This window comes from Verrucomicrobium sp. BvORR034 (assembly GCF_000739635.1).
Lineage (GTDB): Bacteria > Verrucomicrobiota > Verrucomicrobiia > Verrucomicrobiales > Verrucomicrobiaceae > Verrucomicrobium.
Map to the genome: position 1 here is coordinate 1 of NZ_BATQ01000118.1, position 5,368 is coordinate 5,368.

Sequence of the window (5,368 nt, forward strand, 5' to 3'; positions counted from 1 at the left end):
CTGGTGCCAGTATGGCTCGCTTATGGCAAGGAGGGCGACCACGGCCCCTCCGTGACGGGCACCCTCTACAGCGATGATCAGGGTGCTACCTGGAAGGCCGGTGACATCGCCCTGCCCAACGAGGGTGATTTCAAAAACCCGAACGAGACCGCCGCAGTCCAGCTCAGCGATGGCCGAGTCCTGCTCAACGCCCGTAGCACTTCGCTCAAGAGCCGCCGTCTGGTCACCACCAGTGCCGACGGTGCCACGAGCTGGTCCACCCCCAAGTTCGAGGAATCGCTCTGGGAGCCCATTTGCATGGGGAGCATCGTCGCCTTCCCCATGAAGCCCGGAGCATTTGTGTTCTCCAATCCCCACAGCTTGAAGCTGGACGAGCGGGCCCAGGAAATTCCCGGCGGCCGCGGTGACCGGGTCAATCTCTCCCTGAAGCTCAGTCTTGATGATGGGAAGACCTGGAAGGTGGGTCGAACCCTCGAACCCGGTCGCAGCGCCTACTCCGACCTGGCCGTGCTGCCCGACGGCACGGGTCTCTGCTTCTACGAGCGGGACAAGCGACTCACCCTCGCTAAGTTCACGCTGGACTGGATCGCCAGAGGTGACAAGGCCGCGCAACCTGCGGTGACCAACCTGCCCACAGTCGATCTCTCTACCGACACGTCTCGTCAGGTCGTCGTGGCGCAGGGCACGCCGGAGCTCTACCAGGGACACCCCACCACCACTTTACTGCCCGATGGCAAGACGATGTATGCCGTTTGGACCCAAGGACACGGCGGACCATGCGGACCGATGAAACGCAGCGATGATGGCGGCAAGACATGGAGCGAGCTGCTGTCGGTGCCAGAGAACTGGAAGGCGACCCGCAATTGCCCGGCGATCTACCGCCTGACCGATCCGCAGGGCGTCACCCGCCTCTTCATTTTTGCGGGGCAAGGACCTGGCGGCACGCGGCAACCGGACAATGGAACGATGCAAAGCTCTCACTCACTCGACGAGGGCAAGACGTGGTCTCCCATGAAAAGCGTGGACCTGGAGTGCGTAATGCCGTTTTGCACGATCGTGCCCGTAGAGGGCGGGAAGAAGCTGCTCGGGCTAACGAACGTTCGCCGCCCTGGCGAGACGCAGGACCTGAAGTCGAACATCGTCGTGCAAAGCGAATCCACCGACGGCGGTTTCACGTGGGCACCATGGCGCGTGCTGGTGGATCTCGGCGATCTGAAGCCGTGCGAACCCGAGGTGGTCCGCTCACCGGATGGCAAACAACTGCTCTGCCTGATCCGCGAAAACATTCGCACCGAGCCCGCGCATTTCATCACCAGCGATGACGAGGGGAAAACATGGTCGAAGGTGCAAGCACTGCCACCGGGGCTGCACGGGGACCGCCACAAGGCGAAGTATGCCGGGGATGGCCGACTGGTCATTACGTTCCGCGATATGGGCAAGAATAGCCCCACGCGATCGCATTTCGTCGCCTGGGTCGGGCGCTATGAGGACATCATGAGCGGCAAGGATGGCGAATACAAAATTAAGTTGCTGCACAGCCACAAGGGTAGTGATTGCGGCTATCCCGGGCTCGAACTGCTGCCAGATGGCACGTTCGTCGCGACGACGTATGTGAAGTATCGCTCCGGCCCAGAGTTGAACTCCGTGGTGAGCACGCGTTTCACGCTCGCGGAGACAGACAAAGCGCAGAAAACGACGGCAACAGCCCCCGTGCCGCGCAAGATAGCAGGCATCCTGCTCGATGACGTAGAAGCAGAGTTCACCGGCGCTTGGAAAGTCAGCGAAACGCTGACACCTCTCGTTGGCTCCTCATATCGCCATGACGACCGGGCGAAGAAAGAGCCTGCCACGGCGAAGTTCACGCCAGAAATCCCGGAGACGGGCCGCTACGAACTGCGGCTCCTCTACTCGCCAGCGAGCAATCGCGCCAGCAAAGCTACCCTCACCATTCGCGGCGCGGAGGGAGAAAAAACGGTCACACTGAACCAGCGCGAAGCTTGCCTCGAAGACGGCATCCCGCGCGCGCTGGGCGTCTTTGCCCTCGTGAAAGGCAAAGTCGGCACGATTGAAATTACCAACGCGGGCGCGGACGGCTTCGTGGCCCTGGATGGCCTGCAACTCGTGCCGGAAGCCGAAGCGATGGCGGAGCGCAACACGCGCTCGGATGCGGGTTTCCCGGGGGTGCACCGCACGCCGACCGTGCCAGTAAGAATTCCGCCGCCAATGCTGCTGAAGAGCGCGGCAAAGCCGTCGGAAGTCCATGGCAAGTCCTATGACCTCGTCGTCATCGGCGGCACCCCAGGCGGCATCGCGTGTGCGGTCCGAGCAGCGAGGGAAGGATTGAGCGTGCTACTCGTGAATCACACGCAGCATCTCGGCGGCTTCGTTACCAGCGGCGCAGGCGGCTGGGAGGCACCGTATGATGGCCATCGTGCACCGATCTATGCTGAGATGCTCAAAGGTGCGGCGGAATTTTATCGCAAAACCTACGGCGAAGGCTCGCCGCAGCACATCGTCTCCATGCCCAGCAAAACGAGCCGTGCACACATTGACCGCCCCAAGGTCGAGCCACGCATTGCCGAGATGCTTTTCAATGAGATGGTCGGGCGCGAGAAGTCATTGACGGTGCTGCTTGGCCACATCGTCACGAATGCGGAGCGCGATGGCGCATTGATCAAGTCGGTAACTTTGCAGCCGATGCATGGCGACAAAACAATCGCCGTCAGTGGCAAAGTGTTCGCCGACGGCATGTACGAGGGCGACCTCATGGCAGCAGCAGGCGTGAAGACGCAGATCGGCCGCGAATCGCGTGCTCAATACGGCGAAAAGCACGCGGGCGTGATCTACACTCAGGAACGGCACAAGGAATCCGGTCAGCGCGGCTTCCCCAAGGCCGCCGATGAAGGCACGCTCAACATCCGCTACAACAGCCACGCCACCGCTGGGATCATTGAAGGCCCGCAAAGCGGCGAGGCCGATGGTTCGGTGATGGCCTACAACTACCGCCTCATCCTCACACGTGATCCCGCGAACAGAATCATGGTCGAGAGGCCCGCCAACTACGATATGAACCTCGCCAAAGCCGCGAGCGGCGGAGGTTTCGTGCCGAACCTGCCGAATGGCAAAGTCGCGTGGAACGGCGGCCGCCTCATCGGCCCGCAAAACGATTACCCCGCCGCCGACTGGCCGCAACGGGAGGAAATCTCGAAACGCTATCTCGAAGCCATGGTCATGCGCTTGTGGTGGATGCAGAACGACCCCGAAGCATCGGAAAAGGAGCGCAAGCAGTTCAGCGGTTACGGCCTCGCGGCGGATGAATTCCCCGACAACCACCACGCGCCGTATGAGATCTATGTGCGCGAAGCTCGCCGAATGGTGGGGCGTTATGTGTTCAAGGAACAGGACAACCTCGTGGCTGAAGGTCTCGCCCGCACGCCGGTTCATGCGGACAGCATCGCCATCACGGACTGGCCGGTGGATTCCGTGGCCTGCCTGCCGCGCCGGGTTCACGATGGCAACACCGACGGCATCCTCTTTCTCGGCGAAGAGTCGCGCCCCGCTCAGGTACCGTATCGCTCGATTCTCGCGAACGAGGTCGAAAACCTGCTCGTGCCCGTCGCCATCAGCGCCTCGCACGTCGGCTGGGGCAGCATCCGCCTGGAGCCGGTCTGGATGCAACTCGGGGAAAGTGCCGGGTTCGCCGCCTCTCTGGCGGTCAAAGGCCACACAACCCCAGGACAACTCGATCCTGACGCCGTGATCCGCAAACTCGCGGCGAACCGTATGATGATCAGCTTCTTCAATGATGTGGATGTCTCGGGCAACGATCCATCCATCATCGCAGCGCAGTACTTCGGCACGAAGGGCTTCTTCGCCAGCTACGACGCACGCCTCCAAGAACCACTGACAGAAGCGATTCACGAGGCCTGGGAAGAGGGCATGGCGGCGTTTCGTGCCGGTAAACTCCAGCCGATGAAACTTGCGAAAAAGGTTCGCGCTGCCGAAAGCCAGAGCTCACCAGCCACGGGCATCACACGCGGCGCGGCCCTGCAAAAACTCTTCTCCTCTCTTCCATAAAAACCACCTCTTTCGGCCTTCCCGATGATGCCTCGTATCGTCGGCGAAGGCTGCGGCAGGAGGTGACGCGAAATATTGGCACACGGAAGACGGTGACAGAATCCGGCGGGCATCACGTTCACAATTCCACGCATGTCCTTGCGGTTTCACCACTTCTACATAGCCGCCGTTATCGCCGGGTGGCTCGTCCCAGCCAGCGCTCAGCCTGCCGCCTCACTGGAGGGCCGCCGCCCCAACATCGTCTTCATCCTCACGGATGACCAAGGCTATGGCGATCTCTCCGTTCATGGCAATCCGGTGCTGAAGACGCCGCACCTCGATGAGCTCCATGCCCAGAGTGTGCGGTTCACAGACTGGCACAACAGCCCCACCTGTGCGCCCACCCGCTCCGCCCTGCTCACCGGGCGCCACGAGTTTCGGAACGGAGTCACCCACACCATCCTGGAGCGAGAGCGGCTTGCTCCCACCGCTTGCACTTTGGCCGAGGTGCTGAGAGGAGCTGGCTACCGCACCGGTATTTTTGGAAAGTGGCACTTGGGCGACGAACTTGACCATCGCCCTGATCGCCGCGGTTTCGATGAAATCTTCGTCCACGGAGCTGGCGGTATCGGACAGACCTATCCGGGCAGTTGCGGTGATGCACCGGGAAACACCTATTTCAACCCCGCCATCCTCCACAACGGGAATTTTGAGAAGACGACCGGTTACTGCACGGACGTGTTCTTCACGCAGGCGACTCGCTGGATCGAGAGTCAGCGCCAGAGCGGCACTCCCTTCCTCTGCTGGATTGCCACCAATGCTCCTCATGGCCCCTATGTGGCCAAACCAGAGGACGTGGCCCTCTACCGGGACAAGACGCCCAGTGAAGACGTGGCCAACTTCTGCGGGATGCTGCACAACATCGATCAGAACGTCGGCCAGCTGAGGCAACAGCTGCAAAAATGGGGGCTGGCGAACAACACGCTCGTCATCTTCATGAACGACAACGGCGGGACTGCGGGCACCAAGGTGTACAATGCAGGCATGCGTGCCGCCAAAGGCACCCCGTGGCTGGGTGGCACCCGGGCCATCTCCTTCTGGAACTGGCCTGGGACGCTAACTCCCGCCGACTGCCCCGCGCTCACCGCGCATTTGGACTTCTTCCCCACTCTGGCAGCTCTGGCAGGAGCCGCCCCCACTCCAGAGACCCAGGCGCAGGTGGAGGGGCGCAGTCTTCTGCCCCTCCTGGAGAAGCCGGACGCCCCATGGGCCGAGCGCACCCTCTACACCCATGTGGGCCGCTGGCCGTTTC

Annotated in this window: 2 protein-coding genes; both read left to right on the top strand. The window is 61.8% G+C overall.

Annotated elements, in window-relative coordinates; all coding sequences use genetic code 11:
* On the top strand, positions 1–4,077 hold a 4,077-nt coding region (locus BV034_RS36215), incomplete at its 5' end, for an FAD-dependent oxidoreductase (protein ID WP_063768839.1).
* 132 nt (positions 4,078–4,209) lie between these two features.
* Positions 4,210–5,368: arylsulfatase (locus BV034_RS19615; RefSeq protein ID WP_050028688.1), on the top strand; the 1,159-nt coding region annotated here is incomplete at its 3' end.